We start from the raw sequence: 26,017 nt of genomic DNA on the forward strand, positions 1-26,017 counted from the left end.
TGGCTCACTAGGATCCGCGCATGACCACAGCACGGGACCTGCTGATCGTCAGCATGGATGGCACCGCCGCCGACCGCCCCGTCGAGCAGGGCGACCTCTCACTGGCCCTCGCCGGCGCCGAGCTGCTCGATCTCGCCGACGCCGAGATCCTCACCCTGGACGGCGACCGCATCGTCCCCGGTCTCGCGCGCGAGCTGGGTGACCGGCAGTTGACCGAAGCGGCGGCGGCCCTCGCCCGGCAGACACCGTACGAGTCCGTCGAGGACTGGCTGTGGCGCCGGGGGCGTGGCCTGTACGCGGCCTACCTCGCCGCCCTGGAGACCGACGGAGGTGTCACCCGGCAGCACCGGCGCTGGATTCCGCTGAGCACCGGCCGGACGGCACTGGCCGACTCGCCCGAGCGGCGTCGCGCGGTGCAGCGCTGGGCCTCGGGCGAGCCCGTTCTCACCGGTCTGGCGGCCGCCGCCCGGCTCCGCGACGAGCCCCCCGAGGAGCTCGCGGACCGCACCGGCGACGCGGTCGTGACCGTGCTGGCCGCCGTCGACGAAGCGGTGACGGAACTGGCGGGCGTCCGCCAGCGGCGCAGCATCGAGGACGCCGCCTTCGACAACGTGTGGCGAGGCCAGTGACCCGGCGGTGAGCCACGCCGCTCCTTTCGGCGCACGTCCTCCGAGAGAGGTGAACGTCATCGACAGGCGTACGTTTTCCAGGCTGCTGGGCGCGGGAACGGCCGGAGCCTCGCTGGCACTTCCGGCGACATCGGCCGCGGCGAGTGCCGATACGGAGCTCCCCGTCGCCTCCCCACGGCCCGTCGCCCCCTTCGGCCCGCTCAAGCAGATCGATGCCGGAGCTCTGAACATCGGATACGTCGAGGCCGGACCCGCGCGCGGTCCCGCGGTCGTGCTGCTGCACGGCTGGCCGTACGACATTCACAGCTATGCCGAGGTGGCGCCGTTGCTCGCGGCCTGCGGATACCGGGTGATCGTCCCGCACCTGCGCGGTCACGGCACCACGCGGTTCCGCTCGGACAAGGCGTTCCGCAACGCTCAGCAGGCGGCGGTCGCGCTCGACATCGTCGCGCTGATGGACGCGCTGAGGATCGAGAGGGCGGTGCTCGCCGGCTTCGACTGGGGAGCGCGGACCGCCGACATCATCGCGGCGCTCTGGCCGCGGCGCTGCAAGGCCCTCGTCTCCGTGACCGGCTATCTGATCACCAACCGCGAGCGCAACAAGGCTCCGCTGGCGCCCGAGGCCGAGTGGTCCTGGTGGTACCAGTACTACTTCGCGACGGAACGGGGGCGGCTCGGCCTCGAAGAGAACAGGCACGCGTTCGCGAAGCTCATCTGGCGGAACGTCTCCCCGACGTGGCAGTTCGACGACCCGACCTTCGACCGCACAGCCGCGTCCTTCGACAACCCCGACTGGGTCCCCATCGTGATCCACAACTACCGGTGGCGACTGGGCCTGGCCGATGGCGACCCCCGTTACGACCACCTCGAACAGCGGCTCGCCCAAGGCCCCGCCATCGCGACGCCCACGGTCACCCTGGACGGCGAGCTGGACCCTTTCACGCCTCCCGGCGACGGCACCGCCTACCGCGATCACTTCACCGGCTCGTACGACCACCGCACCCTCAAGGGCATCGGCCACAACGTGCCCCAGGAAGCCCCCGAAGCCTTCACACAGGCGATCACCGACGCCGACACACTCTGATCCCGAACTCCGTACGCCCGCCCACCGCGCCATACCGGCGGGCAGCCCGCCGGCACACCACTCGTTATCAGCCATACATGGAGTTACCTCCATTAACCCTGCGTCAGAACCCCTACCGTGATCCAGATGCGCCCGAGGCGCAGCAACGTGAGCCATTGGGCAGGGAGTTGAGGCATGAAGCAGAGGTTGCGCGTCCTGGTCGCGGTGGGGGCCCTGACGCTGGGAGTGGCGGGAGCCGGAACCGCGCAGGCTGCCACGGCGGCGCCCGGCTGCCCGACGGCAGAGATCTTCGCCACGAACAACACCGCGATCATCACCGATCCGGCCGACCCGCGCCTCAGGACCCAGCTCACGCGCTTCGACCACGAAGTACGCGGGATCGTCCGCGCTAACGGAGCCCGTCCCGGCGCGTCGAAGCTGCTCGACGGCGTCTTCTGGTCCGGTGACCTGAAGCAGACCACCTATGAGCGCTCGCGCGAGTTCGACGTCAACCGGGTCGGCCGCGACGGCCTTCACCACATCGCCGGGGTCATCGCCAAGCAGTACCACCAGGAGTCGGTGCTGACCTTCCGCTGCCTGCCGCGTACCTCGCCGGAGACCGACGCGGTCGAGATCCAGGCGCCCGGCGTGTCCGCGACGCGGCTGCATGACGCGCTGGTCGCGAACCCGGAGGCCCGCGACGAGCTCGGCGGCGGCTCGGTCACCCTCGACGGGCGGCTCACCCTCATCGCCCCGCTCGCCGATCTGCCGCTGGCCCAGAAGTTCACCAAGTCGCTGGGCGTCGACTGGAACAAGGCCCAAGTCCGTTACGGAGACGAGGAGTTCGTCTCATAATCGCCGCCGGCTGGACGCCCGGTCCGTCTTCCGAGATCGACGCGGCGACCGTATGCTCCTGCGCCGGACGTGACCGTTACCACCGGTAATAGGGAGCACTGTGGCGCGCACGGGCAGTACGAGACGGACTTTTGTCGCGGGTACGGCGGCGGCGGGCGCGGTGGCAGCCCTCGGGGTCGAGGCGCCCGCCGCCTCGGCCGCGCCGAGCCCATCGGCGGCGGGCGGCCAGAGCGTGGCCGTGCTCGGCGGCGGGGTCGCCGGGCTTACGGCCGCCCATGAGCTCGCCGAGCGCGGGTTCCGGGTGACGCTCTTCGAGCGCCGGGCGCTCGGCGGCAAGGCCCGCTCCATGGACGTGCCGGACAGCGCCAAGGGCGGCCGCAAGCCGCTGCCCGCCGAGCACGGCTTCCGGTTCATCCCCGGCATTTATCACAACCTGCCGGACACGATGCGGCGGATCCCGTTCCCCGGCAACCAGCACGGCGTCTGGGACAACCTGGTGGCGCCGAAGGAAATGATGTTCGCGCGGACCGGCCAGGAGGATCTGCGGCTGCCGATGCCCGGGGCCGGCATGCCCCAGCCGCTCACCCTCGACGACATCCGCCGCGCCCTGACCGGAGTGCTCGGCACCTTCCAGCGGCTGCCCGCCCGCGAGGTCGCCTACTTCGTGGACCGGCTCGCGGTCTTCCTCACCAGCTGCCAGGAGCGCCGCGACAACCAGTGGGAGACCACGCCCTGGTGGACGTTCACCCGGGCCGCGCAGATGAGTTACGACTACCAGCGCATCCTCGCCGTCGGCGTCACCCGCAACATCGTGGCGACCAAGGCCGAGGAGGCCAGCACCCGCACGGTGGGCAGCCTGCTCGAAGCCTTCATATTCAACGCCCTTGGCCGGGGCGCGGACGGCCCCCTCGACCGCATCCTGAACGCGCCCACCAACGAGGCCTGGATCGACCCGTGGGTCACTCAACTCCGTTCACTGGGCGTCGAGTTCAAGGTGGGCTGGACCGTACGCGAAGTCACGTACGGCAATGGCATGGTGACGGGGGTTCAGGTCGAGGACGAGGGCGGAGCCGTCCGGACCGTCACCGCCGACCACTACGTCTCGGCGCTTCCCGTGGAGCACGCGCGGCCCACCTGGAGTGCGGCGATGCGGGAAGCCGACCCGCAGTTGGCGCGCTGCGACCAGCTGCGCACCGACTGGATGACGGGCATTCAGTTCTATCTGACCGAGCGGCCCGACATCGTGCACGGGCACGTCGACTGCATCGACTCTCAGTGGTCGCTGACCGCCATAGCGCAGGCCGAGCACTGGCCGCGGCACCCCTTCGCCGCCGACTACGGCGACGGGACGGTCGCCGACTGCCTCTCGGTCGACATCTCCGAATGGGACAAGCCCGGGATCCTGTACGGGAAGACGGCCAAGCAGTGCACCCGCGAGGAGGTCGCGTGCGAGGTGTGGGCGCAGCTGAAGGCCGCGCTCAACGACACCGGCAAGACGGTCCTCAGCGACTCCAAGCTGCACTCCTGGTTCCTGGACCCGGGCGTCTCGGGGATCGGGACGCCGAACCCGCAGAACGAGGACGAGCTGCTCATTCACCCCACCGGCACCTTCCACAACCGCCCGTCGGCCGCCACGAAGATCCCCAACTTCTATCTGGCGGGAGACTACGTGGCCGTCCCCATCGACCTGGCCACGATGGAGGGCGCCAACACCTCGGGCCGGCTGGCCGCCAACGCCCTTCTGGACAGGGTGGGTTCGACGGCGCCGCGCTGCACGGTGACCCCGCTGTACAGCGCGCCGGAGCTCGACTTCCTGAAGGGGAACGACCGGCTGCGCCACCGGCTCGGCCTGCCGAACGTCTTCGACGTGGGGTGAGCGGGGCGGGCGCGGGGAGCCGCCCCGCGCCCTCACACCTTCCGCGCCACGCCCGAGTACACCGGAATGGTGTCGTCGCCCTCGGCCCCCGGCTCGCCAAGGTCCGGGTGCCAGGCCGCGGCCAGGCCGACGCCCGGGGCGGTCAGTTCGCGGCCGTCGAAGAACCGGGCGACCTCGGCCTTGGTGCGCGGGCGCAGGGTGACGCCGCCGCCCTTGTAGAGCTCCACGGCACGGGCCGCGCTCTCCGGGTCGAAGTCTCCGGTGATCTGCGAGAGCACCAGAAAACTGCCCGGCGCGAGGACGTCGAGGAGGCGGTCGACGATGCCGTACACATCGTCGTCATCCCCGATGAAGTGGGTCAGCGCGATCAGCGAGAGGGCCACCGGACGCTCGAAGTCCAGGGTGTCCCGGGCCAGTTCGAGGATGCGCTCGGGTTCGCGGACGTCGGCCTGGATGTACTCGGTGACGCCGTCGGGGGTGGAGCGCAGCAGGGCCTCCGCGTGCCGCAGCACGATCGGGTCGTTGTCCGCGTACACGATGCGGGCGTCGCTCGCGGTGCGCTGGGCGACCTGGTGGAGGTTGGGCTCGGTGGGGATGCCGGTGCCGATGTCCAGGAACTGGCGTACGCCCTGTTCGGCGAGCCAGCGTGTGGCGCGGTGCATGAAGGCCCGGTTGACCCGCGCGATGTCGCGGCCTCGCGAGTCGAGGGCGAGCAGCTGCTCGGCGAGCGCCTCGTCGACCGGGTAGTTGTCCTTGCCGCCGAGGAACCAGTCGTACACCCGGGCCGGATGGGGCTTGCTCGTGTCGATCGTCACGGCGGTGCGGTCTTGCCCGGTCATGCGCGCTCCATGGGGATGAAGGTCAGTGAACAGGTGGGGGAATCAAGGCAGTTGGGGGTGAGCTGGGATCACGTCAGCAGGAAGTCGGCCTGGCCGGACTTCGCGCCCTGGATGAAGGCGGCGATCTCACCGGGGGTGTAGATCAGCGCCGGCCCCTCGGGGTCGGCCGACTGGCGCACCGCGACCCGGCCGTCGGCCAGCTTCATGGCCTCGAAGCAGTTGCCGCCGTTGCCGCCGCTCCACGGCTTGTGCCAGCCCTCGGCGCCGAGTTCGGTGGCGGGCATGCCGTTGTAGATGTGCCCGTCCGCCGGCCCGCCGTCGTATATGTGATCCATTCACAGCTCCTTGCGGAGATCCTTGAGGATCTCCTTCGTGCGTTGTGCAGTGGCGGCCTGAGCCGCCATGCGGTCCATGACCTCCAGGTGGGTGGCCACCTCGGGGCGCGCGTCGAGGTAGACGGCGCCGGTCAGGTACTCGCTGTAGACCATGTCCGGCAGTTCGGGCACGGCGAAGCGGAAGAGGACGAAGGGCCCGTACGTCCCCGGATGGTGCCCGGAGGCGAACTCGGCCAGCTGCACGGTGACGGTGGGCAGCGTCGACGCCTCCAGGAGGCGGTCGATCTGGTCCCGCATCACCTGCGGCGAGCCGACCGGGCGGCGCAGCACGGTCTCGTCCATGACGACCCACAGTCGCGGGGCGTCCTTTCGAGTGAGCAGCGACTGGCGCTCCATGCGCAGCGCCACGTGCCGGTCGATGTCGGCCTCGCTGGTGGCGCCGAGTGCCCCGCTGCGCATCACGTGGCGGGCGTACTCCTCGGTCTGCAGCAGCCCGGGCACGAAGTGCGGCTCGTACGACCTGATCAGCGAGGCCGCGCCCTCCAGGCTGACGTACATGCTGAACCAGTCGGGCAGGATGTCGTGGAAGCGCTGCCACCAGCCCGGCTTGTTGGCCTCCTCGGCCAGGGCGATGAAACCTTCCGCCTCCCCGTCGCCGATCCCGTACGCCTTCAACAGCAGGACCACGTAAGGGATTTTGAGGGAAACCTCGGCCATCTCCATGCGCCGGACGGTGGCCGGGGCCACCCGCAGCACCTTGGCCGCTTCCTCGCGCCTGAGGCCGGCCCGCTCGCGCAGGTCCTGCAGGCGTCTGCCCAGCACGACCTGGCCCACGGTCGGGGCGGACCGGGGTTCACTCACTTCAGACCTCCCCACGCGCTGTTGCGAGCAGTGTGCCATGTCGTTGCAGAGAGGAGAACGGCACTCTGCAATTTTCAGAGTGCCCCTTGCCAAGTGTCCGCCGCGGGTACAAGGTAGGTCGGGTGAACCAGTTCACACGCGGTGTTCGTGCACAGCCTTGGGGGAGGCCGTGCCGGGTGCTGCTTCCCCACTGTGAGGATTCCGGTCGTGGCTCCTGGTAACGCGCTCATCCCCCAGCTGACAGGCGCACCTTCCGGGACCGCTGTGCGGCGGTACGCCTTCGACGTGCCGGCTCGTACCGATTCGGTCTCTCTCGCCCGGCGGCGCAGCAAGGACATGCTGACCGGGTGGGGGCACCACGAGGACCTTCACGAGACCGCCGCCCTGGTGATCTCGGAGCTCGTCACCAACGCCGTCGTGCACACGGCGGGCGACCACATACTGTGCGAACTCACCGATCTCCAGCGGGCGTTGCGGATAGCGGTCAGGGACCTGGGCTGCGGCTCCGCGGGCCCACGCCTTTGTTATTCGGACGACGAGGAGGAGCGCGGACGCGGGCTGCTGCTCGTGGACGCGGTGAGCAGCGCGTGGGGCACGCACGACGCCCCGTACGGGCCCGGCCGGATCGTCTGGGCCGAGCTCGCGCACGGCGGGCCCGGCAAGGCGGGCCGGCCGTGCTGAGAGAAAAGCTTCCTTGGGGACCCCGGTCCGGGCGACAGGGCCCGCGACCCGATGGGTCCGGATCCGCCGGGCCCCGTGGCCCCGTGCGCAGTGGGGGTGCGCACGGAGTGCCCGGGCCCGGCGGCTCCGCCGCTCGAACCGGCGGCGGGGTACTGCTGCCCGCCGTCCGGCCCGCCACGCTGGGCCGGGACGCGGTGGGGGTGCCCGCCGTGCACGGTTTCCGGCTGCTGTCCCGGCTGCCCCGGTCCGGCTGCGTCTTCGCCTCGGCCGACTGGTGGTGGTGGATCGTTCCGGCCGGCTCCGACCAGGAGCTGCCCTGGCCCCGGCCGGTGCGCTACGCGCCCGGGGCCGTGGTCCCGGACGCCGACCGGCCCCGCCTGATCAACTTCCCGGAGGGCGCGACGCCCTACACCCCGCCGATCCCGCTGTACCTGGTGGTCTGCCAGCTGACGGGCACGGCGCCCGCCTGGGCCTGAAGGCGGCCGGGGGGGGGCGTCGGTGGTCGTGGCGTTGCGGAGGCGTTCATGCACTCCGCCGTACTGCCCCTACGGCGTGGATCGTGGTGAAGGCGAGCAGCGGGGTGGCGGTCCGCGGGGGATCCTCCAGTAGGGGTGAGTGTCCGAGACCGGGCAGCAGCTCGACTTTCGCGCCCTCGACCGCGCGGTAGTCGGCGGCGGACGCGGATCGCCACCTGCGGTCTTCCTCGCCGAAGAGCACCAGCAGCGGCTTGCCGAGGGCCTTCAGCCGGTCCGGGAGCGCCCGCTGCCCCAGATAGTCGTGGGTGGCCCGCATCGTTGCGGTGAGCGTGTGGTGGGTCATGCGGCGCACGTCGTCCAGGAGCTCTGGTGGGATCCGGTAGCCCGCCCGGCTGAAGGCGGTGCTCGCGAACCGGCGGATCTGCTCGTCGGTCGGCGGCCACTGCGAGAGTCCGGCCGCGGCGGACTCCGGTGCGATGAAGGCGTCCAGGCTGGGTCCGGTGTTGATGAGCGCGAGCGCGGTCACCAGGTCGGGGCGCTGTTCGGCGAGGGCGGTGGCGACGACACCACCGCTGGAATGATCGACGACCACGGCGTGCTCGACGCCGAGCCGGTCCAGGGCCACGCCGACCCGGCGCGCCTGGTCCGGGATCGCGTAGCCGCGGTCGGCCGGTTTGGCCGACCGGCCGTGCCCGAGCAGGTCGATCCGGATGACGCGATGAGGTCCGGTCAGCATCGAAACCAGCGGGTCCCACGAGCGGGTCGAGGACGCGGACCCGTGGATGAGCAGGAGTGCGGGGGCGTCACGAGGGCCGTCCTGGCACACGTGGATGTCGCCGTCGTCCAGCGACAGAGTCGAATGCTCGGTGGTCCCGGCCCCGCGGTTCACGTGGGGGACGCCGTCAGAAACAGTCATGAGCCCACTGTCGCCGCCACTGCCCAGCCACGGATTGGACGAATGTTCCGCTCGGCGGGCTCACGTAGGCCGCGGCCGCTCACTGGGGTCTGTCCGACGGGTCTGGTCGCCCGCGATGCTGCTCAGCTCTTCGAGGACAGGCCCTGGCCTGGGACGGTGCGGACTTTCACGCACGGTGCGGAGGTGTGGGGCGTCGCATGCCCGCGGTGTCCCAGCAGGGTGGCCGGTGTCACCATGGCCGGGTTCCGCGTCCATGACCTGGGCGCGCTCCGGATGGTCCCGCACCCGGCCGTGACGCTGCTCCTGGAGTTCGGCACGGGCTCGCCCGTCCTTGACTGTGACGCCGGGCGGCACCAGCGGGGAAGCGTCGTCGCCGGGCCCGGATTCGGGTCCGGGGGTGCGGTCCGGGCGCGGGGAGAGAACGTCGAGTGCGTGCGGGTGCGCCTGTCCCCGGTGATCGCGCGGGCGGTTCTGGGCGTCTCCCCCGCCGACCTCGACGGCGCCGTCGTGCCCTTGGACGACCTGTGGGGCCGGGAGGCGTCCCGGGTCCGCGAGCGGCTGGCGACGTCTCGCCGCGGCGGGATCGCTTCGCGTTGACGGACGCGCTGCTCGCCCGCCGCCATGAGGCGGGGCCGCCGGTGGACCCGGAGGTGGCCTGGGCCTGGCACCGGATCGTCAGCAGCCGCGGTCCGGCCCGGGTCGGCGCACTCGCGGCCGAGGTCGGATGGAGTCGTAAGCGCCTGTGGTCCCGGTTCCGGTCACAGCTCGGCCTGCCGCCCAAGCGCGCCGTGAAACCGGTCCGCTTCGACCGTGCCGCCCACCGCCTGGTCGCGGGTGAAGGCGCGGCCCGAGTCGCGGCCGACGCAGGCTACGCCGACCAGTCCCACCTGCATCGTGACGTCATGGCGTTCACCGGGTTGCCCCCCGCGACCGTGGCCGCCGAGCGGTTTCTCGCGGTCGACGACATCGCACGGCCCGGCCGCGGCACAGCCGCCGGGCCGCACGTCTCCGGGGATCTCCGGCGACGGCTACCGCTCTGAACGTCGCGGCGGTCGTGCGGCTGATGTCCGGCCCTGGACTCCTGGACCTAGTCGGTCGGCAGGCCGCGCGCCGCCTCCGCCAGTGCCTCCAGTACCGGGCGGAACAGCGGGTGGCCCTCGGCTCCTCTGCGTACCGCGGCGAACACCCGGCGGGTCGCCGCCGGGCCCGCCACGGGGCGTACCACGGTGTCCTTCTGCTCCATGCCGCGCAGCGCGGAACGCGGCACGAGGGCCACCCCGGCGCCCGCGCCCGCCAGCGCGACCACCGCCCGGAAGTCGTCCGAGGAATGCACCAACTTGGGCTGGAATCCCGCGAGTTCACAGGCGAGCAGCATCACGTCGTGGCAGGGGTTGCCCGGGTAGGGGCCGATCCAGTCGTCGTCGGCGAGGGCGGAGAGCGGCACCTGCGGGGACTGTGCGAGAGGGTGCGCCGCGTGCAGCACGGCATCGAAGGGCTCGGCGTACAGCGGGACGCGCGAGAGCCTGCTGTCGTCCTCGCGGGGCGCGCCCCGGTATTCGACCGCGAGCGCCAGATCCGCCTCGCCGTCCAGGACCAGCGGCAGCGCCTCGTCGCCCTCGGCGTCCCGGACCCGGACCCGGATCGCGGGGTGGCTCGTGCGCAGCCGCGTGATCGCGGGCGCGAGGACCTCCGCGATGCCCGTCGCGAAGGCCGCCACGGTGACCTCTCCGGCGGCGCCGCCCGCGTAGGCGGCCAGCTCCGCCTCGGCCCGCTCCAGCTGGGCCAGGACCGCGTTGGCGTGCTCCAGGAGGATCTCTCCGGCGGCCGTGAGCCGTACGCCCTTGCCGCTGCGGGTGAGCAGGGTGTGCCCGGTCTCCTGCTCCAGGGCCGCGAGCTGCTGGGAGACGGCGGAGGGGGTCAGATACAGCGCTGCAGCCGCGGCGGTCACCGTACGGTGGTCCGCCGCGGCACGCAGGATGCGAAGCCGGCGGGGGTCGATCACCCAGCCATTGTCGCCCGGACCTCAGCCCCTCATCGACGCCTGGACCTCAGCACCTCATCGACGCCCCGGCCTCAGCCCCTCACCTCCGCCCTCACCTCCGCTCGCGCGTCAGGCCCTCATCGCTGCTCGCGCGTCGACGAATGCGGCCACCGTCTTCTCGATGTCCTCGGTGGAGTGCGCCGCCGAGAGCTGGACGCGGATGCGGGCCGCGCCCATCGGGACCACCGGGTAGGAGAAGCCGATCACGTACACGCCGCGCTCCAGGAGCAGCTCGGCCATGCGGGCCGCCTCGGCGGCGTCGCCGATCATGACGGGCGCGATGGGGTGCTCGCCGGGCAGGATCTCGAAGCCCGCCTCCGTCATCCTCGTACGGAAGAGCGTGGTGTTGGCGGCGAGCTTCTCGCGCAGGTCACCGGCCGACTCCAGGAGGTCGAGGACCTTGAGGGAGGCGGCGGCGATGACGGGGGCGAGCGAGTTCGAGAACAGGTACGGGCGGGAGCGCTGGCGCAGCAGGGCGACGATCTCGGCGCGGGCCGCGACATAGCCGCCGGAGGCGCCGCCGAGCGCCTTGCCGAGGGTGCCGGTGATGATGTCGACGCGGTCGCTGACGCCGTGCAGGGCCGGGGTGCCCGCGCCGCCGGGGCCGGTGAAGCCGACGGCGTGCGAGTCGTCGACCATGACCATGGCGTCGTAGCGGTCGGCGAGGTCGCAGATCTCCTGGAGCGGCGCGATGTAGCCGTCCATGGAGAACACGCCGTCGGTGACGATCAGACGGCGCCGGGCGCCGGACGCCTCCTTGAGCTTGGCCTCCAGGTCGGCCATGTCGCGGTTGGCGTAGCGGAAGCGGGCCGCCTTGGACAGGCGGATGCCGTCGATGATCGAGGCGTGGTTGAGGGCGTCGGAGATGACCGCGTCCTGCGCGTCGAGCAGGGTCTCGAAGACGCCGCCGTTGGCGTCGAAGCAGGACGAGTAGAGGATCGTGTCCTCCTGGCCGAGGAACGCCGACAGGCGGCCCTCCAGCTCCTTGTGGACGTCCTGGGTGCCGCAGATGAAGCGGACCGAGGCCATGCCGTAGCCCCAGCGGTCCAGGGCGTCCTTGGCGGCCGCGATCACCTCGGGGTGGTCGGCGAGGCCGAGGTAGTTGTTGGCGCAGAAGTTGAGTACGTCGCCCGACGGCACGGAGACGGAGGCGCTCTGCGGGGTGGAGATCACGCGCTCGGGCTTGAAGAGACCGGCTTCCTTGATCTCGTCGAGGGTCTTCTGGAGGTCGTCGCGGACGTTCGCGTACATGCTCGGGGCTCCTAGGGGGTGTCCGGTGGGTCCGGGCGGGGACTCAGACGGTCCAGTCGAGGATGATCTTGCCGCTGCGGGCGGTGGCGGCCTCGTCGAAGGCCGCGTCGAAGTCCTGGTAGCCGTACTTGCCGGTGATCACCGGGCTGAGGTCGAGGCCGCCTTCGAGCAGCACCGTCATGGCGTACCACGTCTCGAACATCTCGCGGCCGTAGATGCCCTTGATGGTGATCATCGAGGTGACGATCTTCGCCCAGTCCACGGCGAACTCCTGCGCGGGCAGGCCGAGCATCGCGATGCGGCCGCCGTGCGTCATGTTCGCGACCATGTCCCGCATCGCCTCGGGTCGGCCCGACATCTCCAGGCCGATGTCGAAGCCCTCCTTGAGGCCGAGCTGCTTCTGGGCGTGAGCGATGTCGTGCTCGGCGACGTTGAGCGCGAGGGTGGCACCGGCCTTGCGGGCGATCTCCAGGCGGGACTCGCTGACGTCCGTGATCACGACGCTGCGGGCGCCGGCGTGCTTGGCGACGGCCGCGGCCATGATGCCGATCGGGCCCGCGCCGGTGATCAGCACGTCCTCGCCGACCAGCGGGAACGACAGCGCGGTGTGCACGGCGTTGCCGAACGGGTCGAAGATCGCGGCGACGTCGAGGTCGACCTGGGTGCGGTGCACCCACACGTTGGAGGCGGGCAGCGCCACGTACTCGGCGAACGCGCCGTTGCGGCCGACGCCCAGGCCGATGGTGGAGCGGCACAGGTGGCGGCGTCCGGCCAGACAGTTGCGGCACTTCCCGCAGACCAGGTGGCCCTCGCCGCTGACCAGGTCGCCGACCGCGATGTCCTGGACGTCCGCGCCGATCGCGGCTACCTCGCCGACGAACTCGTGGCCCAGGATCAACGGGGTCTTGACGGCGCCCTGCGCCCAGCCGTCCCAGGAGCGGATGTGCAGGTCGGTGCCGCAGATGCCGGTGCGAAGGACCTTGATCAGCACATCACCGGGCCCGGTCTCCGGCTCGGGAACGTCCATGAGCCACAGTCCGGGTTCGGCGTGCTGCTTGACAAGTGCCTTCATGGGCGGGGCTCCCGGCGTACGGAGAGGGGCGGCCGGCCACGGATCGGTGGCCGGACGTACGGGCTGAGGATCGGGCGGGTCCGATGAATCCGACGTATCTGATGCATCTGACGTATCTGATGCATCTGACGGGTACGGACGCGCTGGAGGATCTTGCTGATCCGGATGACCCGGCCGATCTTGCTGATCACCAATCTGCCGAGCCCGGGCCTAAGAGTCCATCGAGGATTTCTTAAGCGGGTCAACAGCCGAGCTTCACGCGCGCCCCTCGCGCCCCACTCGGGGGGCCTGTCGGACCGTCCCTGTAGCCGGGATGTCGGCCATCTGTAGGCGTCTGCCGTGACGGTGGGGGCCCGGGCGTGAGACGCACGCCGGGGACAGGGAGGAAAAAGCCAGATGGAGCAGTCAGCAGCGGGGCAGAGGGCGAGCCGGTCGATTACGGGTGGGCCGACCGAGCACTCGGCGGCGGGCCGGTCGCTTCCGGTGCGGTTCGTCGAAGCGGCCGGGGTCCGCAGGATCGCCGGGCACATGGTGCGGGTGACGTTCGGCGGCGCCGACCTCGCGGACTTCCGCGTCGAGGGCCCCGACCAGCAGATCAAGCTGTACTTTCCCCGGCCCGGCCAGTCCGTGCCCGTGCTGCCCGCAGCGGGCGCGGACGGCGACTTCATGCGCTGGTACCAGGCCTTCCAGGAGATCCCCGAGCCGCGGCGGCCGTGGATGCGGAGCTATACCGTCCGGGCGCACGACACGGAGCGCGGCACGATCGACATCGACTTCGTACTGCACGCCGGTGCTGACGGCCCGGCGACCCGCTGGGCCCGGACTGCGGCGCCCGGCGCCGTCCTCGGCATGTTCGGCCCCTCGGCGTACTTCGCGACGCCGGTGCCGATCGCGACCACCGACTGGATGCTGCTCGTGGCCGACGAGTCGGGCCTTCCGGCGCTCGCGACGATCGTCGAGGCGCTGCCGAAGGGGGCACGCGCGGTGGCGTACATCGAGGTGAACGGGCCGCAGGACGAGCTCGCCCTGGAGTCGCCGGGCGAGCTGACCGTGCACTGGCTGCACCGGGCGCCGCTGCGGCCGGGGACCGGCGAAGTGCTGGTACGGGCGGTGCGGGCGGCCGAATTCCCGCCGGGGTCGGCGCACGCGTGGCTGGCCGGGGAGGCGGGCGCGGTACGGGCCGTGCGCCGCCAACTCGTCGCCGAACGCGGCCTGCCCAAGCGGTCGGTGAGCTTCGCGGGCTATTGGCGCCACCGCCTCACCCAGGACGACGCCCCGACCGAGGCGGACCTGGCGGAGGCGCGGGAGCGGGCGCAGGGGTGGGCCCAATAGGAAACCCGGCGGGAAGCGGGGCGGGGTGGATCACACCAGGGCGGCGGCCTGCCTCACGTCCAGGTCCGCTCCCTCGGCGTAGGCGCGTTCGTACGCCGCCGGGTCGAGCGTCCGGCGCAGTTCGGCCTCCGCCCGGCGCCGGGTCTCGGGCTCGGCGGGCAGCGGGCGGAATCCGAAGCTGTCGCGTCCGGTCGAGTTCCGGTCGTACGCCCCGAGCAGCCGCGCTCCGTCCACCGCAGCGCCCAGTTCGGCCTTCGCCCAGGCCGCGGACAGAAATTGACTGAGAATCAGATTCGGGGCGACCAGGTAGGCCTGGCTCTCCAGGTGGCGCACCGCGTCCTGGATCCGGCCCTGGGCGTCGGCGTACTTGCCGTCCAGACAGTCGAGCCAGCCGTACATCCCGGCGACGAGACCACGGAAGAGCTCGGGCGTCAGCGCGGTGAACTCGCCTTCCATCAGCTGGAGTTGCTGGCGGGCGGCACCGGTGCGGCCGGTGCGGCCGAAGTGCTGGGCGAGGAGCATCCGGGCGGTTCCGAGGCTTTCCTGCGGGAACTGCCTCGACTCCTCGACGGCCTCCGCGAGCAGCCGCTCCGCCTCTTCCCGCTCGGCCGGAGTACGGGCCATCTCAAGGCGGGCCGAGGCCAACTTGCCCTTGAACACGGACACTTGGGCGTGCGCACCCATCTCGGTGACCCTCTGCAGAGCCCGCTCGAAGTCCGTGGCAGCCTCCTCGTACCGGCCTTCCCGCTCGTAGGAGTCACCGCGCGCGGAGAGGGATTCTGCGATTCCCCAGGGGTCGCCGACGCGCTCGAAGAGGGCGAGAGCGTCGTCGGCGTCGCTGCCGACGAGCAGTTTCGCGCGGATCAGGAGGGCGAAGGCGAGGTCCCAGGGGTCGCCGTGCTGCCGGGCGTCGGCGACCATCTCGTCGACGACGCGGTCGAAGCCGGTGAACTCACCCGTGAGAAGCCGGGCGAAGTACCAGACGGAGCCCGGCTGGCGGCTGTTCTGCGGGAGACCGGATCCGTACGCCCGGACGATCCGGCGCAGATACGCCACGGTCTCGGGACTGTTGAGCTCCGTGTCGCCCCCGCCCCTGGCCGCGAACACCATGAGCCGCACCCCGCGCCGGGCTTCCCAGAGCTGCTCCTCGGACCAGGGCGGCGGGCTGTCCGTGCAGCGGTCGGCGAGCGGGACGGCGAGCCGCACGGGCTCGGTGAAGGGATCCTGACCGAGCTCGGCGACGGCCCCGGACCAGCTCCGCGCGTCCGCCTGGTGCCCCCGCAGCTGCCAGAACCAGGCCATGGCGAGGACGAGACACAGCGCGTCCTGCTCGCGCTTTCGCCCAACTGCCGTACGCAGGGCGGCACTTATGTTGTCGTGCTCGGCTTCGAGACGTTCGATGATCTCGCGCTGGCGCGGGCCGCGCAGTGCCGCCTCGCCCGTGCGGACGAGTTCGCGGTACGTGACGAGATGGCGCAGCTCGACCTCCGCCCGCTCGCCGGCCTCGTCGAGCCGCTGGGCGGCGTACTCGGCGACGGTCTCCAGCAGGCGGTACCGCATCGTCGCGCCGTCACCGTCGGGCGCGGCCGTGACGAGTGACTTGTCGACGAGGGAGCCGAGGAGGTCCAGGACATCGGCGGAGCCCACCCCGGGACCTGGCTTCCGCGGGCTTGGCTTCTTGGGGCTTGGCTTGTTGGAGCCCGGCCTCTTGGGGTCCGTCTCCTCGGTCCCCGCCTCCTTCGAATCCGCGCAGACGGCTTCCTCCTCCGGATCCGCGCAGACGGCTTCCGCCTCCGACAGGGCGAAGCCGCCCGCGAAGACGGCGAGGCGCCGCAGAACGGCTCGCTCCGGGGTGTCGAGCAGGTCCCAGGACCAATCGACCACCGCGCGCAGGGTCTGCTGTCTCGGCTGGAGGGTCCTACTGGTGCGGGGGCCGGTGTTGAGCAGCCGGAACCGGTCGTCGAGCCGGTCCGCGATCTGACGCGGCGTGAACAACCGCAGCCGTGCGGCGGCGAGTTCGAGGGCGAGCGGCAGCCCGTCCAGGCGCCGGCAGATCTCCGCGACCGCGTCCGGATCGGCCTCGGCGCTGAACTCCGGCCGGGCCGCGGCGCCACGCTGCCCGAACAGCATGAGAGCGCTCTCATGCGGCAGCGGCCCGATCGCCGTCACCCGCTCCCCCGGCACACCGAGCGGCTCCCGGCTGGTGGCGAGGACCGTGACGTCCGGGCATGCCGTGAGCAGCTCCTCCACCAACTCGGCTGCCGCGGCCACGACTTGCTCGCAGTTGTCGAGCACGATGAGCATGCGCAGGCGTCCGCAGTGGGCCAGCAACTGCGCGAGCGGGTCCCTGGGTGCCGTCTCGGCCGGCCCGACGAGCCGCGTCTCCCGGGCGCCCAGCGCGGTGAGCACGGCCTCGGCCAGGCTGACCGCGTCCCGTACGGGCGCGAGCTCGACCAGCCACACCCCGTCGCCCCACTCCGCCGCCGCGGCATCGGCCGCCTCCACCGCAAGGCGCGTCTTGCCCGCGCCGCCGGGTCCCGTGAGCGTGATCAGGCGCTCCTGCCGCAGATCGTCGTGCAGGGCACGGACATCGGTCTCCCGCCCGACGAACGAGGTGAGGCGCGCACGGAGGTTGCCAGGTGGGCGGACCGGTGAGGAGGCCGCGTCGGGTGACGCCATGTGGGGCGATCCCGCGTGCGGTGCAGCCATGTGCTGCGAGCCCATATAGGAGGACGCCATGTCGCGCGGAGCCATGTGCGGCGAGCCCGTGTGGGATGAACCCACGTGGGGCGAGGACGTGTGGCGCGAGCCCGTGTGGTCCGGGGCCATGTCCTGCGAGGCCATGTGGGACGAGGCCATATAGGACGAGCCGGTGTGGCGATGGCCCGTACGAGTGCTCTCCCCATGGCGTTCAGGGTTGAGCAATTCGGCGTGCAGGGCCAGCAGCTCCGGCCCCGGGTTCGTGCCGAGGCGTTCCGAGAGCGCTCCCCGTACGGATTCGTAGGCGGCCAGCGCCTCGGCCGAGCGACCTGCGGCCCTCAGCGCCCGGATGCGAAGGGCTTGGAGCGGTTCGTCGAGCGGGGCGGCGGCCGCGAGCGCGGTCAGCTCGCCGAGAGCGCTCTCGGCGCGTCCCAGCTCGACCTCCGCCGCCAGCCGATTGCGGCGGGCGTCGGCCTGGTGCCGTTCGGCCCGTACCACCAGCGGGTCGCCGTCCCGCGCCGGAAGGTCGGCCAGCGCGGGCCCTTGCCACAGCGCGAGCGCGTCGTCCAGAAGTCCTGCCGCGCACTCCGCGTCTCCGGCGGCGAGTGCGGTCGCACCCTCCGCCACGAGTCGCTCGAAGCGGAAGAGGTCGATCTCGTCGGCGTGGGCGGCGAGCCGATACCCGCCTGGGGCGGATACCACCGCGTCCGGCCCGAGCGCCCGCCGCAGCCGTCCCACCAGGGCCTGCACCGCAGCGACCTCGTCGGCGGGCGGCGCGTCCCCTTCGCCCCACACCTGCGAGATCAGCACCGACTGGGGCACCGCACGCCCGGCGCCTGCCGCGAGCGCGGCGAGGAGCGCTCTCAGGCGGGCGCCCCCGAGCCGCGCTTCACTGCCGTCAGGACGCAGAGCCTGCGTCGGTCCGAGTACGCGGTAGCGGAGCATCACCCGCCCATTCTCCAACGGGTGCCGACCAGGATCGTCCCGGCACCCGGTCCGCACCGCGCAAGCCCGCCACCCGCGCGGATGCGGCCCTGCCCCTTGGCTATCGTGGCCGGACCACAACGAGGGGATGGCAGGCGTGGAGCTGGGGGTGGCGCGGTGAACGGGTCCGGCGACCGGCGCATACGGGTGCCGGTCGGGGACGACGCCGCTCGGTGGGCGACTCGCGGCCGCTGTCGGCGCGTGCTGTTCGTGGTGCACAACGTGACATCGGCGACCCGGCTACTCGACGTACTGCCCCTGTTCCACGACGACCTCCGCATACAGCTCCTGACCACGTGCACGGGTTCCTCCGCGTTCGAGGGTGGCGTGGAGGCCCTGCTCGCCGAGACCGGGCTCCCGGTGCTGCCGTGGGAGCAGGCCCTCGAAACCAAGGTCGACCTGGCGATCACGGCCAGCCTGGGCGGTCAACTCCACCTGATTTCAGGGAAGTTGGCTCTGCTCTCACACGGCGTCGGCTACAATAAGACGCTCTCCACACCGGACACCGGACACCGGACACCGGACACCGGACACCCTTCGCCCGACGCCTCAGGCTCAGGCTCAGGCTCAGGCTCAGGCTCAGGCTCAGGCTCAGGCTCAGGCAAGCATCACCAGTCCCCACCCGAGTCCGAGAGCGCTCTCACTCCGCCTCCCGTCTTCGGCCTCTCCCCCGAGTGGCTGCTGCACGAAGGCATACCGGTCGCGGATGCCATGGTCCTCTCGCACCCCGAGCAACTGAACCGTTTGCGCGCCGCGTGCCCCAAGGCCGTGCCCACCGCGACCCTCGCGGGCGATCCCTGCTTCGATCGGATACTGGCCGAACGCCCGTACCGAGAGCGCTTCCAGAAGGCGTTCGGAGTGCGCCGGGGACAGCGTCTGGTTCTGCTGAACTCGACCTGGAACCCCGAGTCGCTGTTCGGCGACGGCGGCGGGGACGACGCGCTCCCTTCCCTGTTGCCCCGGCTCACCGCCGAGCTGCCCGCCGACGAGTACCGGGTCGCCGCCGTGCTGCACCCCAACATCTGGCACGGGCACGGCCCCGGCCAGGTCCGGGCCTGGCTCGACCGGGCTCGGCGCGGCGGCCTCGTACTCGTCGACCCCCTGCACGACTGGCGCCAGGCGCTGCTCGCGGCGGACGCGGTGATCGGCGACCACGGCTCGGTGAGCTACTACGCGGCAGCTCTCGGCACCCCCGTACTGCTCGGCGCGGCTCCCACGGGCGGCCTCGACCCGCGATCCCCCGTGGCCGAATTCGTACGGCAGGCACCCCAGTTGGACCCGCACCTGCCGCTGGCCACGCAACTGGACGACCTACTGGCGAAGCACCACCCGTTCCCGGGCCCGGCGAACCTCACCACGTCCTCCCCCGGCGAGTCGGCGGCCCTGCTGCGCGCCCTCTTCTACCGTCTGATCAACATCCCCGAGCCGCCGCGCCCCGCACTCCTCGAACGCCTTCGCACGCCCCCGCTCCAACGCGCACCCCTCACCGCTCCGCTGCACGTCCTGACCCGGGTGACGACGGACCCGCCCGAGATCCACATGGCCCGGTACGCCGACCCCTGGTACGAGCCGGACGGTGAGGGCCACGCCCACGTAGCCGTCCACGAGGACACCCGAGATCCGTCCCAACTCGCCCTGGCTGACGTGCTGTTGAGACACGGAGCAGCGGACGACCCCCGCTTCGGATCGCCCGAGCGGTGGACGTACGAGGTGCTCGCCCGCCATCCGCACAGCGCCCTGGCCGCCTACATCACGGCCCCGGGCGAATGCACGGTACGAACGCGCACCGGTCCGCCCCTCCGCCTCACCGGCGCCCCGACCGGACTCGACCCAGCGGCCGCGGCCTCGGCCCTGCACGCCTGGCTGACGACGGGCCACACCGTCGAGCAGGCGGTGGAAGAGGGGTTGGCCGTACGCACGGGACGCACCGCGCACCGGGTCACAGTCACGGTCACCGTCGCGACATGACGGCCGAGGAGCCCTACTTGGATTCGACCCGGCCCAGCGGATCCGCCTTGCCCGCCAGCGCGTCCTGCGCAAACTCCCAGGCCGGGTCCCCCGGGTAGAGCTCGGAGCGGAGGTAGGCCCAAGTGAGGCGCTGGACCGCGGAGACCCGCTCGGGGTTCTCGTCCGTGGTCTCGGCGACGTCGTACCCGGAGATCCCGCCGAGGCCGTGCTCCGCGTCGAAGAGGGTGAGCAGGGACTTGGGGGCCGGGGCGAGGGCGTACGGGTCGGTGTGCCAGTCGGGGCCGTTCACCGTCAAGTGGGCGGAGGCGTCCTTGTCGCCGGCCACCACCAGCGCGGGGGCCGTCATCCGGGAGAAGTCCGGAGTCCCGAGGAAGGGGAAGTCCTCGGCCATGCGCTCGGTGAGGGCGTCACCTCCCCTGCCGGGGGCGGCGAGCAGTACGCCCGCCTTGATCCGGGGCTCGGCCAGGTTCACCTCCGTGCCGTCGTCCGGGTCGGTGAGCCTCGCGCCGAGGAGCAGGCTCGCGGTGTGGCCGCCCATCGAGTGCCCGGCAACGGCGACCCTGCCGCGGTCCAGGCGTCCGAGGAGCTGCGGCACCGCGGCCTCGATCGCGTCGAGTGCGTCGAGGATGCGCGTCATGTCCTCGGCCCGCGATCGCCAGTACATGGGCGCCCCGGGGGTGGCGGGGTCGAGGCTCAGCGTCGTCGAACTCAGATGGGTGGGCTGGATGACAGCGAAGCCGTGCGCCGCCCAGTAGTTGACGAGCGGGGCGTAGCCGTTCAGTGAGGACAGGTGGTTCGAGTGGCCCTGGCCGTGGGAGAGGAGGATGACCGGCAGGCCGGTTCCGGTGACCGGGGCGGAGACCCGTACCTCCAGGTCCACGGGCCGCCCGGGCGCCGGCAGTACCACCGGACCGACCGAGAGGACGGGAGTGGGCGGCGGGGTGAAGGCGTCGGCTGCGTACGTCGATGTCGGTTCGCTCATGGTGTGCGTGCCCCTTCGATATGTCTTTGATGTGCCTTCGTACGCCCGTGATGCGCTCGCGATGTGCCTTTGGTGTGCCTTCAGCGGCTCTGACGGCGGCTTCATAGGGCTCGCGGCGTAGGGGGAAGGCGGTCGGGCGCGTCCGGCTTGAGCTAGGCTGCAAGCGGAACGTCGCTCCGTTTAATATACGGAGCACTGTTCCGTTTAGTCAATGGCCGTCGGAAGGAGTGCACGGTGCCCAGGACGAGTCCCGCCGGGGAAGGTGCGGCCCGGAGCAAGCGGGCCGACGCGCTGCGCAACAAGCAGACGCTGCTCGACGCCGCCGCCGCCGTGTTCGTCACCTCCGGTGTCGACGCGCCGATCCGTGAGATCGCGGCGCGGGCGGGCGTCGGGATGGGAACGATCTACCGCCACTTCCCGACGCGGGCGGACCTGGTCGTGGCCGTCTACCGCCACCAGGTCGACGCGTGCGCCGAGGCCGGCCCGAGCCTGCTGGCCGACGGCGAGTCCCCGCTCGCGGCCCTCCGCCAGTGGGTCGACCTCTTCGTCGACTTCCTCGTCACCAAGCACGGGCTCGCCAAGGCGATGCAGTCGGACAGCGGCGGCTTCGACGCACTGCTCAGCTACTTCCAGGAGCGCCTTGTGCCCGTCTGCGCCGAGTTGCTCGACGCCGCGGTCGACGCCGGGGAGATCAGGCCCGGTACGCAGGCGTACGAGCTGATGCGCGGTATCGGCAACCTCTGCATCGGCCGCGACAGCGACCCCCGCTATGACCCCCGGCGGCTGGTCGAGCTGCTCCTTCGGGGGCTGGCGGCGCCACGGCCGTAGGGGCCCCGGCCCTTCACTCCCCCGCCGCGCCCTCGCACCGTTCACGGGCCGCCCGCAACCGGACCAACTGGTAGTGGGCCTGTTCGTTCGCAAGCGCCGCCATCGCTTCGTCGATCAGCGGCAGTGCGTCCGCCGGACGGCCACTCTCCTCGAAGGTCTCGGCGAGATCCGTGAGCGTGCGGGCCGTGTTGTACGCCTCGTGGGTGCCGCGGAAGAAGGCGAGAGCGCTCTCAAGGCGGGCCGCCGCCTCCGTCCATCGGCCGAGGCCGCGCAGCGCCCGGCCCCGGTGGCGTTCCAACAGGGCGCGGGCACGCGGGAGATCACCGCTTCCCTCGCCGTCGGCGGGCACCCCGTCGAGGATGCGGTCGGCCGCCTCGAAGCAGTCGTACGCCTCCGGGTAGCGCCACTCGCGCAGTCGCAGCAGTCCCAGGGATTCGACGGCGGTGGCGTGGCCCCGGACGTGGCCGACGGCCTGTTCGATGCGGGCGGCCGAGGTGAAAGCGCTCTCGGCCTCGGCCGGCCGGCGAAGTTCCGTGAGGTTCAGGCCGAGCAGGGTCTGCATACGGGCGGCCTCGCGGGAGTTCGGGTCGTGGGCCTCGGTGACCCGGACGCCCGCGCGCAGGGCGGGGAGCAGTTCGTCGTGGCAGCCCATCTTCAGCTGCATCGGCCACAGGGCCTGGTTCAGCCGGAAGACGGAGTCCGCGTCCCCCAACTCCTCGGCCGCGCCGATCGCTTGGAGGAGATTGCCCAGTTCGTCGCGCAGCGCCTTCAGCGCCTCGCCGGCGTCCGTATACCGCGCACCGGCCCGCGTCGGCTGCTCCGGACCCAGCCGCCAGCCCTGGCTGAGGGCGGCCTTGCTCGCCGGTTCGGCGAAGCCGACGCACCAGCGCACCGCGCGCCGCACCGCCTCTTCCACCGCGGCGAGGCCGTCCTCACGGAGCGCCTGCGTCGCGGCGTACTCCCGGGCCAACGGTCTGACCCGGTACGTTCCGTTGGTCGCGCTCTCAAGGAGGCGGCTGTCCGCGAGTTCGCCCAGGATGCGTTCGGCGGCCGTCTCGTCAAGACCCAGCGTGGCCGCGGCCATCGGCGCGCCGATGGCGGGCCAGTCGTGCTGGGCGAGCAGCCGCAGGGCCCGCGCGGCGTCCGGGCCGAGGTCGCGCATGCCGTCGGCGACGGCCGTGCGGGCCGCGTCGCCGCCCGGGTCCGCGTCCTGGCGCCAGTGCCGTGCGGTGAGACGGGCGGCGGCGGCGCGCAGCGCGAAGGGGGAACCGGCGCAGCGCGCGAGCACGGCGGGCAGGGCGGCACGGTCCAGCGGCACGTTCCCGGCCTTGGCGACCTCGGCGAGGAGCCGCCGCGCGTCCCTGTCGGCGAGCGGTCCGACCGGGATCCCCACCGCGTCGAGGCCGGGCAGGGGGTGGCGGGCCGCCACGATGACGAACACGCCGGGCGCGGAGGTGAGCACGGGCAGGATCTGCGCCGCGGACCGGGCGTGGTCGAGGACGATCAGCATCCGGCGGTCCGCCGTACAGGCGCGCAACAGGGTCTGGCGGTCGTCGTGCCCCGGCGGGATCTCCGCCGCCGGGATGCCGAACTGCTGGAGCAGCAGCCGCAGTACGGTCGACGGGTCGGCCCCGGTGGTGGAGCCGGTGCCGGGGCCGGTGCCGCGCAGGTCGGCGTACAGCTGTCCGTCGGGGAAGCGGCGCAGTTCGGTGCAGCCCCAGTGGATGGCGAGCGCGCTGGTGCCGATGCCCTGCGGGCCGTGCAGCACGGCGACCCGGGGCCGGCCGTCCGCCTTGCGGAAGGCCTCCCGGCTCAGGGCCCGGCGCTGGCTGTCGCGGTCGGTGAAGAAGCGGGTGGAGGCGTGCAGTGCGGGCACTTGGTTCGGGTGGCCGGGGCGCGGGGCGCTGCGCGCGAACGCCGTCCAGGCGCCGGCGAGGGCGGCGTCCTGACGTAACGCCTCGTGAACCTGCCGGGCGACGCCGTCCAGTTCGTCGCGGCTCTGTGGGGCGCGGACCTCGCGGCCGACGGCACGGCGGACCAGACCGCCGACGCTTTCCCAGGCGGCTTTGCCCGCTTCGTTCGCGAGGGCCGTGCCGACCGAGCCGAGTACGGCGGCGATGGCCGCCGTCGATGTGGGATCCAGCATGTCCCGCCCCCGATTCACCTGTCGCCCCGGCCTGCCGCGGCCACGCCAGGGCCCGTCCGGCGGATCTTGTCTGGGACGCGGGGGTCCGGCACGCCCATCTGCGGCGTTGTCGTCAATCGCCGACGCTCCGCGTCGCCTCAATCCTCCGCCTTGCAGCCGGACGCACCAGATCCCCGCTCACCAGGACCACATGGGTCAAGGCGCCTCGTGGGCGACCAGATCCACCGGACAGACCCTAGCAACATCCTTTCCGGGGACCCGAGTTCGCCCGGGGTTGGCCGAAACCGTACGGTGCGGGCGACGCTAGCGGGTCGGCACCACGCTGAGGTGGGCGCGGCCGCGCCGGGGGGCGGTGGGCTCGGTCTCGCGGAGCACCAGGGTCAGCCGGCGAAGCCCGAACTCCCGCAGCGTGCGCGGGGATTCGCTGACCAGGCGGCAGCTGGTGCGGCCGCGCTCCGGGTCGGGGTGGCGCACGTGCCGTACCGCGCCGTCGTGGTGCACCGCCGCGTCGCCGACCGCCCGGACCCAGTGCGGCAGGCCGAGGCGGAAGGCGGCGTCCATGATCGGGTCGTCGGCGATCTCCTGGCGGATGTCCCGCAGCCCGGGAGCGCTCTCGTCGTCGGCGAACGCCTCGGCGAACTGGGCCAGCATCGGCAGGCACCAAGCGGTCTCGTGCTCGGCGAGCACACTGGCCGCCTCCGGGTGGAACAGCACGAAGCGCAGGAAGTTGTGGCCGGGCATGGCGGTCGGGTGCGGCCCGACGCCGCCGAAGAGCGCGTCGTACGCCGGATTGGCGTGGGCCACGCCCCAGCCCGGATCGAGGACCACGGACGGGAAGGGCAGGGCGTCCGTCATCGCGAAGTAGTCGTGGACATAGGCCCTGAGCTCGGGGTCGTCCGGGAGCTCCCTGGCCACAGGGGCGCCCGTTCTCACGGTCGTCGTGTCGTCGGCGGCACGCTCCCCCGCGGCCGTCTGCTGTCCGGGCCGCTCCTGGACCAGGGCGAACGGGCGCCCCACCACCGGAGCGTGCGCTGTCACAACCTTGGTCACCGAATCCTTCGCCACCGATTCTTCCGCCATCGAGTACGCGACTCCTCTTGCTGGCCCGCGAGTGCGGCGGCCGGCCTTCGGGCCCGCCCGGGGCTCGGAGGGCGATCTTCACACCGCGTGGCGATCCTGATACCGCCGACACAATGATGTCAAGCATCGTGGCATTCCGGCCCCCCGAAGCATTGATTGCGCCACAACTGTGGCAAGTTCTGGTTGTTGTTGCCGGGACCCGCTAACCTCCGGAGCATCCACTGTTGTGCCCACCGACCTCGCATGATCTAGGAGAACTACTGGTGACGGACGGCTTCTTGGTTCCGGGACCGGCGGCCACGGGCCCCCTCGCGGCCGTCGTCGCCCGTGTGGCCGAGCTCGCCGCAAAGCTCGGAACGAGTCAGGCGGACGTGTTCGACGTCCACCGGCTCTCCGAGGCCTCGGGCGTTCCGGCCGACGTCGTGGGCGCGCTGCTCGACGGGCAGCCGGCCGGCGAACCCGATCTGCAGGCACGCTTCCTGCAGCGGTTCAGCCTGCTGCGCAGCACCCGGCGCAAACCCAACGGCCGGCCGCACACCCAGCAGGAGATCGCCGACGGCGCGGGCATGTCGCGCCAGCAGGCGGGCGCCCTGATCAACGGCGACCGGCGGCCGACGATGGAGCACTGTGACGCGATCCAGCGCTTCTTCGGGGTGCACGCGGGGTTCCTGACCGCCGACGACACCGACGCGCTCGGCGGCGCCCTGCTGCGCACCGAGCAGGAGCTGCTCCAGCAACTCGCGGACCGCGAACGCGAGGGGGCGCTCGCCGGGGCCCCCGGCGGGGACGCGCTGGAGCGCCTGCTCCAGGACCACGGGGTGCGCGGCATCGCCTGGCGGGCCGCCCAGCTCCCCACCGACAAGCACCGCGACAAGGTCACCGAGTGGCTCGACATGCTCCTGGAGAGCGTCAAGCGGTCGGAGTCCTGACATGATCCGCACCACGCGGCGGCAGCACCCTGCCGCACCCATCGGCCTGCCCGGACATCGCCGTCCGTTCATTTCAGGCCGTCATGTGATGCCGAGTTCAACGAACTCCGGCTCAATGTTGACTGGATCAATCGCGTACGGCTCGGCAGGCTGCACAGAGACGGGCTGCTCGA

Annotated in this window: 21 protein-coding genes and 1 pseudogene; 11 read left to right on the forward strand and 11 right to left on the reverse strand. The window is 71.9% G+C overall.

What is annotated here, in order from left to right:
- Positions 1-20: 20 nt before the first annotated feature.
- The 4 genes from ADK54_RS12350 (at position 21) to ADK54_RS12365 (ending at position 4,423) form a co-directional block, all read left to right on the forward strand.
- The gene (locus ADK54_RS12350) at positions 21-629 is read left to right on the forward strand and encodes a GOLPH3/VPS74 family protein (RefSeq protein WP_053725631.1); all 609 of its coding nucleotides are present in this window, start codon (positions 21-23) and stop codon (positions 627-629) included.
- Between the two features lie 49 nt (positions 630-678).
- On the forward strand, positions 679-1,713 hold the full coding sequence (locus ADK54_RS12355; protein ID WP_078966326.1) for an alpha/beta fold hydrolase: 1,035 nt from the start codon (positions 679-681) through the stop codon (positions 1,711-1,713).
- 174 nt (positions 1,714-1,887) lie between these two features.
- Positions 1,888-2,547: a hypothetical protein gene (locus ADK54_RS12360; RefSeq protein WP_053725632.1), complete on the forward strand. Its 660-nt coding sequence runs from the start codon at positions 1,888-1,890 to the stop codon at positions 2,545-2,547.
- A gap of 100 nt (positions 2,548-2,647) precedes the next feature.
- Positions 2,648-4,423 (forward strand): hydroxysqualene dehydroxylase, encoded by a 1,776-nt coding sequence (locus ADK54_RS12365; RefSeq protein WP_053725633.1) that lies wholly within the window; start codon positions 2,648-2,650, stop codon positions 4,421-4,423.
- Between the two features lie 32 nt (positions 4,424-4,455).
- Here ADK54_RS12365 and ADK54_RS12370 read toward each other — a convergent pair whose 3' ends face one another.
- From ADK54_RS12370 to ADK54_RS12380, 3 genes are all read right to left on the reverse strand, one after another.
- Positions 4,456-5,262: an SAM-dependent methyltransferase gene (locus ADK54_RS12370; protein ID WP_053725634.1), complete on the reverse strand. Its 807-nt coding sequence runs from the start codon at positions 5,260-5,262 to the stop codon at positions 4,456-4,458.
- Between the two features lie 68 nt (positions 5,263-5,330).
- Positions 5,331-5,597 (reverse strand): DUF397 domain-containing protein, encoded by a 267-nt coding sequence (locus ADK54_RS12375; protein WP_053725635.1) that lies wholly within the window; start codon positions 5,595-5,597, stop codon positions 5,331-5,333.
- On the reverse strand, positions 5,598-6,458 hold the full coding sequence (locus ADK54_RS12380) for a helix-turn-helix domain-containing protein (RefSeq protein WP_053725636.1): 861 nt from the start codon (positions 6,456-6,458) through the stop codon (positions 5,598-5,600).
- Positions 6,459-6,665: 207 nt separating this feature from the next.
- Here ADK54_RS12380 and ADK54_RS12385 point away from each other — a divergent pair, with 207 nt between their 5' ends.
- The gene (locus ADK54_RS12385) at positions 6,666-7,139 is read left to right on the forward strand and encodes an ATP-binding protein (RefSeq protein WP_053725637.1); all 474 of its coding nucleotides are present in this window, start codon (positions 6,666-6,668) and stop codon (positions 7,137-7,139) included.
- 107 nt (positions 7,140-7,246) lie between these two features.
- Positions 7,247-7,615, forward strand: coding sequence for a hypothetical protein (locus ADK54_RS12390; protein ID WP_053725638.1), 369 nt, complete (start codon positions 7,247-7,249; stop codon positions 7,613-7,615).
- A 46-nt stretch (positions 7,616-7,661) separates the two neighbouring features.
- On the opposite strand, the gene ADK54_RS12395 is transcribed toward ADK54_RS12390, so the two are convergent.
- On the reverse strand, positions 7,662-8,531 hold the full coding sequence (locus ADK54_RS12395) for an alpha/beta fold hydrolase (RefSeq protein WP_053725639.1): 870 nt from the start codon (positions 8,529-8,531) through the stop codon (positions 7,662-7,664).
- 156 nt (positions 8,532-8,687) lie between these two features.
- On the opposite strand from ADK54_RS12395, the pseudogene ADK54_RS12400 reads away from it, so the two are divergent.
- A pseudogene (locus ADK54_RS12400) lies at positions 8,688-9,571 on the forward strand (helix-turn-helix domain-containing protein).
- A 47-nt stretch (positions 9,572-9,618) separates the two neighbouring features.
- Here the strand turns inward: ADK54_RS12400 and ADK54_RS12405 are convergent.
- The 3 genes from ADK54_RS12405 to tdh all read right to left on the reverse strand — a co-directional run bounded on the left by ADK54_RS12405 (position 9,619) and on the right by tdh (position 12,895).
- The gene (locus ADK54_RS12405; protein ID WP_053725640.1) at positions 9,619-10,533 is read right to left on the reverse strand and encodes a LysR family transcriptional regulator; all 915 of its coding nucleotides are present in this window, start codon (positions 10,531-10,533) and stop codon (positions 9,619-9,621) included.
- Positions 10,534-10,641: 108 nt separating this feature from the next.
- Positions 10,642-11,823: a glycine C-acetyltransferase gene (locus ADK54_RS12410; RefSeq protein WP_053725641.1), complete on the reverse strand. Its 1,182-nt coding sequence runs from the start codon at positions 11,821-11,823 to the stop codon at positions 10,642-10,644.
- A gap of 43 nt (positions 11,824-11,866) precedes the next feature.
- The gene (gene tdh / locus ADK54_RS12415) at positions 11,867-12,895 is read right to left on the reverse strand and encodes an L-threonine 3-dehydrogenase (protein WP_053725642.1); all 1,029 of its coding nucleotides are present in this window, start codon (positions 12,893-12,895) and stop codon (positions 11,867-11,869) included.
- A 396-nt stretch (positions 12,896-13,291) separates the two neighbouring features.
- On the opposite strand from tdh, the gene ADK54_RS12420 reads away from it, so the two are divergent.
- A complete protein-coding gene (locus ADK54_RS12420; protein WP_078966327.1) occupies positions 13,292-14,227 on the forward strand; it encodes a siderophore-interacting protein in 936 nt (311 codons plus the stop codon).
- A 30-nt stretch (positions 14,228-14,257) separates the two neighbouring features.
- On the opposite strand, the gene ADK54_RS12425 is transcribed toward ADK54_RS12420, so the two are convergent.
- Positions 14,258-17,872, reverse strand: a complete 3,615-nt coding sequence (locus ADK54_RS12425; RefSeq protein ID WP_053725644.1) for an AfsR/SARP family transcriptional regulator — start codon at positions 17,870-17,872, stop codon at positions 14,258-14,260.
- 156 nt (positions 17,873-18,028) lie between these two features.
- On the opposite strand from ADK54_RS12425, the gene ADK54_RS12430 reads away from it, so the two are divergent.
- Positions 18,029-19,879, forward strand: coding sequence for a hypothetical protein (locus ADK54_RS12430; protein WP_053725645.1), 1,851 nt, complete (start codon positions 18,029-18,031; stop codon positions 19,877-19,879).
- A 13-nt stretch (positions 19,880-19,892) separates the two neighbouring features.
- On the opposite strand, the gene ADK54_RS12435 is transcribed toward ADK54_RS12430, so the two are convergent.
- Entirely contained in the window at positions 19,893-20,861 is a 969-nt protein-coding gene (locus tag ADK54_RS12435) for an alpha/beta hydrolase family protein (RefSeq protein WP_053725646.1), read from the reverse strand.
- A 234-nt stretch (positions 20,862-21,095) separates the two neighbouring features.
- Here ADK54_RS12435 and ADK54_RS12440 point away from each other — a divergent pair, with 234 nt between their 5' ends.
- The gene (locus tag ADK54_RS12440; protein ID WP_053725647.1) at positions 21,096-21,689 is read left to right on the forward strand and encodes a TetR/AcrR family transcriptional regulator; all 594 of its coding nucleotides are present in this window, start codon (positions 21,096-21,098) and stop codon (positions 21,687-21,689) included.
- A gap of 13 nt (positions 21,690-21,702) precedes the next feature.
- Here the strand turns inward: ADK54_RS12440 and ADK54_RS12445 are convergent, their stop codons facing one another.
- Together ADK54_RS12445 and ADK54_RS12450 are read right to left on the reverse strand one after the other, a co-directional pair.
- On the reverse strand, positions 21,703-23,835 hold the full coding sequence (locus ADK54_RS12445; RefSeq protein WP_053725648.1) for a tetratricopeptide repeat protein: 2,133 nt from the start codon (positions 23,833-23,835) through the stop codon (positions 21,703-21,705).
- Between the two features lie 303 nt (positions 23,836-24,138).
- Positions 24,139-24,915 (reverse strand): hypothetical protein, encoded by a 777-nt coding sequence (locus ADK54_RS12450; protein WP_159047736.1) that lies wholly within the window; start codon positions 24,913-24,915, stop codon positions 24,139-24,141.
- Positions 24,916-25,178: 263 nt separating this feature from the next.
- On the opposite strand from ADK54_RS12450, the gene ADK54_RS12455 reads away from it, so the two are divergent.
- Positions 25,179-25,844, forward strand: coding sequence for a helix-turn-helix domain-containing protein (locus ADK54_RS12455; protein WP_053725649.1), 666 nt, complete (start codon positions 25,179-25,181; stop codon positions 25,842-25,844).
- The last annotated feature ends 173 nt before the right edge of the window (positions 25,845-26,017 follow it).

The organism is Streptomyces sp. WM6378 (assembly GCF_001279695.1).
Classification (GTDB): Bacteria; Actinomycetota; Actinomycetes; order Streptomycetales; family Streptomycetaceae; genus Streptomyces.